The organism is Methylobacterium sp. WL7 (assembly GCF_008040085.1).
In the GTDB taxonomy this organism is placed as follows: domain Bacteria; phylum Pseudomonadota; class Alphaproteobacteria; order Rhizobiales; family Beijerinckiaceae; genus Methylobacterium; species Methylobacterium mesophilicum.
In genome coordinates, this window is sequence record NZ_VRVG01000255.1 from 1 (window position 1) to 3,181 (window position 3,181).

At 73.8% G+C, this 3,181-nt stretch carries 3 protein-coding genes; all 3 read right to left on the minus strand.

Features of this window, described 5'->3' with window-relative positions; genetic code table 11:
- Positions 1-305 precede the first annotated feature (305 nt).
- A complete protein-coding gene (locus FV233_RS28825; RefSeq protein WP_147899572.1) occupies positions 306-620 on the minus strand; it encodes a hypothetical protein in 315 nt (104 codons plus the stop codon).
- A gap of 247 nt (positions 621-867) precedes the next feature.
- Entirely contained in the window at positions 868-2,442 is a 1,575-nt protein-coding gene (locus FV233_RS28830; protein WP_238262315.1) for a SulP family inorganic anion transporter, read from the minus strand.
- Positions 2,439-3,131: a carbonic anhydrase gene (locus tag FV233_RS28835; protein ID WP_147857952.1), complete on the minus strand. Its 693-nt coding sequence runs from the start codon at positions 3,129-3,131 to the stop codon at positions 2,439-2,441. The genes FV233_RS28830 and FV233_RS28835 overlap by 4 nt, the downstream gene beginning before the upstream one ends.
- Positions 3,132-3,181 lie beyond the last annotated feature (50 nt).

Below are 3,181 nucleotides of genomic sequence, written 5' to 3' on the forward strand. Positions count from 1 at the left end.
CACGCTGGCTGGCGCCTTCTGCTCAAACCGCTCCAGGACAGCCCGCCACGGGCAACCCGATCCGTCCGATGCTTGCGTCATCGCAACGAGTTAGGCCCGAGCCAAACACCTTGAAAGGGCTGGGTCTACGACCTTTTGCGGGTGCAGGGCGGAGCCCTGCGGCGGGGCAAAGCCCCGTTCACTCAGGAACTCCGCCCCCGAACCCGGCCAAAGGGCTGCAAGCCCTTTGGAAACCCAGCCCTTTGGAAACCCATGATCGGGCGTCGCTTCCGAAACAGGGCCGCGTTACACCACAAGACCACGCGCTAGTTGATCAGGCAGAATCCGGCCCCTGTGCCGACGCGCCGCTCCTGCGCGCACCAGGGCCTGGGGGCGGGCCTGGGAGCCGGTCCGAGCGCCTCCCTGGGCAGGTCGGCCGGGCTCTTCAGGGAGGCCGTGGTCTGGGCGGCCTCGGGCTCCGGGTGACGGAGCGCGAGGCTGTCGAGGCGGGCCCCGGGATCCGGGAGCCGAGCCTCCGGAGCGGGGCTCGCCGCCGTCGCCCCGGCGGCGGCCTGCTCCTGCGCGACGGCGGCTCCGGCCAGGGCCAGGCAGGCGACCGGGACCGCGAGGAACCTGAACATCGGCGACGCTCCCTGCCGAGGACGCGCGTCCGGCGGGATCCCGGACAGCGGGTGGGCCGGGCGAGTGTGGCGATGGCGTCTTAAGAGGGCGCGAAGATTCAGTCTTAACCGGATGCGAAGATCCCGGATCGCAGGTCGCGGATCGCCGGTCCCGTGCGGGCCGGGCCGGTCATCGACCCGTCCGGCGATCCCTGTTCGCGATGCCGAGACGGCCCCCCGTCGCGTCGTCCGACGGGGGGCCGTCGTCTCACTGCGCGGGGGCGGCGACCGCGGCGGCGAGGCGGTCGTGCGGGAGGCCCGATCCGCCGACCACCGCGACGCGGGTCCCGGCGGCCATGCGCCGGCTCGCCCAGTCGCCGATCATCTCCAGGCAGGTATGGTCGATGGCCGCGAGGTCCTCGGTGCCGAGGCGGACCTCGCCGCCCACGGGGGTGCGCTCCAGCGCCGCCGTCAGGGTCGGCAGCTGCAGGAAGGTCGCCGCCCCGGACAGCCGCAGCTCCGGCACCCCCGGGACCTCCGGGGCCGCGGCGTGCTCGATCCGCAGCCGTCCCTTGCGCAGGCTCGGCAGGGTCTGGGCGAGGCTCAGGGCCAGCCCGGTGAGCACCCCGCTCAGCAGGTCCACCGCCACCACGGTCGCCAGCGTGGCGAACCAGATCGCCGCGGTGGTCCAGCCGTAGCGGGCCCGCAGGTGCAGGCCGTGGACCGGGCTCGCCAGCCGCCAGCCGGTGACCACCAGGATGCCGGCGAGGCTCGCGGTGGGCACCAGCGCCAGCAGCCAGGGCAGGGCGACCAGGAAGGCCAGGATCCAGAGCCCGTGCATCACCGTGGCGGCCCGGGTGACCGCCCCGGCCTGCACGTTGGCGGAGGAGCGCACGATCACCCCGGTCATCGGCAGGGCGCCCAGGAGCCCGCAGATCAGGTTGCCGACGCCCTGCGCGCCCAGTTCCCGGTCGAACCGGGTCCGGGGGCCGTGATGCATGCGGTCGACGGCGGCGGCCGAGAGCAGGCTCTCGGCGCTGGCGATGACCGCGATGACCAGCGCCATCACGACGATCTCGGCCTCGGCGAGCCGCGCCCAGGCCTCCGGATTCGGCAGGGCGAGGCCGGAGAAGATCGCCTCCGGCACCACGACGCGCTTGACCGCGAGGCCGCCGACCCCGGCCACCAGGCTGCCCGCCAGCACCCCGATCAGCGCACCCGGCAGCAGCCGGAGCCGCGCCGGGCGCAACCGCTCCCAGGCGATCATCGCCGCGATGGTCGCGCCCCCGACCAGCACCGCGCCGGGACGGTCGCCCACCCCGGTGACGAAGTCGAAGAACGCGGCCGGGATCGCCACGAGGTTGTCGAGCCCGCTCGCCTGGGGCATGGCGTCGGTCAGGACGTGGAGCTGGGCGAGCACGATCAGGATGCCGATGCCGGCCAGCATGCCGTGCACCACGGCCGGCGAGATCGCCCGGAACCAGCCGCCGATCCGCAGGGCGCCGGCGGCGAGCTGGACCAGGCCGGCCACCACCAGGACGGGGCCCAGGGCGTCGAGCCCGTGCGCCTGCACGAACCCGTAGACGATCACGGCGAGCCCCGCCGCCGGCCCGCTGACCTGGAGCGGCGAGCCGGCGATCAGCCCGACCACGATGCCGCCGACGAGGCCGGTGATCAGGCCGCGCTCGGGCGGCACCCCGGACGCGATGGCGATGCCCATGCACAGGGGCAGCGCCACCAGGAACACCACGAACGAGGCGGGCAGGTCCCGCGCCAGGCTGGTCCGGACCGCGCTGCCGGGACCGAGCCGGTCGCGCAGGCCGGCGAGCGACGCGCCGCTCACGCCGCCTGCATCCGGTTGCCGGCCAGGGCGGGGGCCAGGGCGGGAGCCTGGGCCACCGGCATGTCCGCCTCCGCGATCGGCCGGAACCGCCCGGTGGTGCCGTCATAGGCCAGCAGCGCGCCGGATTCGATCTCGAAGAACCAGCCGTGCAGGCGCAAGCGGCCCTTGGCCAGGCCGGCGGCGACGCTCGGATGGGTGCGCAGGTTGGCGAGCTGCACCACCACGTTCTCCAGGGCGAGCGCCCGGTGACGCTCCTGCGGGTCCATCCCCTCGGGATAGGCCTCGCAGACGATGCGCTCGGCCGCCTCGGCGTGGCGCAGCCAGGCCGCGACGCTGGGCATCTTCTTCAGGAGGTCCGGCTTCATCAGGCCGCCCATGGCGCCGCAATCGGAATGGCCGCAGATCACGATGTCGCGCACCCCCAGGGCCACCACGGCGTACTCGATCGCCGAAGAGACGCCGCCGATCACGTCGGAGGCCGGGGGCACGATGTTGCCGGCGTTGCGGCAGACGAACAGGTCGCCCGGCCCCGCCTGGGTGATGTGCTCGGGCGAGACCCGGGAATCCGCACAGGCGATGATCAGCGCGCTCGGGTGCTGACCGTCGCGCACGAGCTGCTGGTACATCTGGCGCTGGCCGGGGAAGACGCTGCCCTGGAAGCTGGCGATGCCCTGGATGATGCTGTTCACGTGCGGGGACCCTGCGACTGGGAATCGGGCTGGGGGGATCGGGCTGGGGA

Coding starts and splice junctions, on each gene's coding strand:
- FV233_RS28825 (WP_147899572.1), bottom strand. CDS start 620: ATGTTCAGGTTCCTCGCGGTCCCGGTCGCCTGCCTGGCCCTGGCCGGA.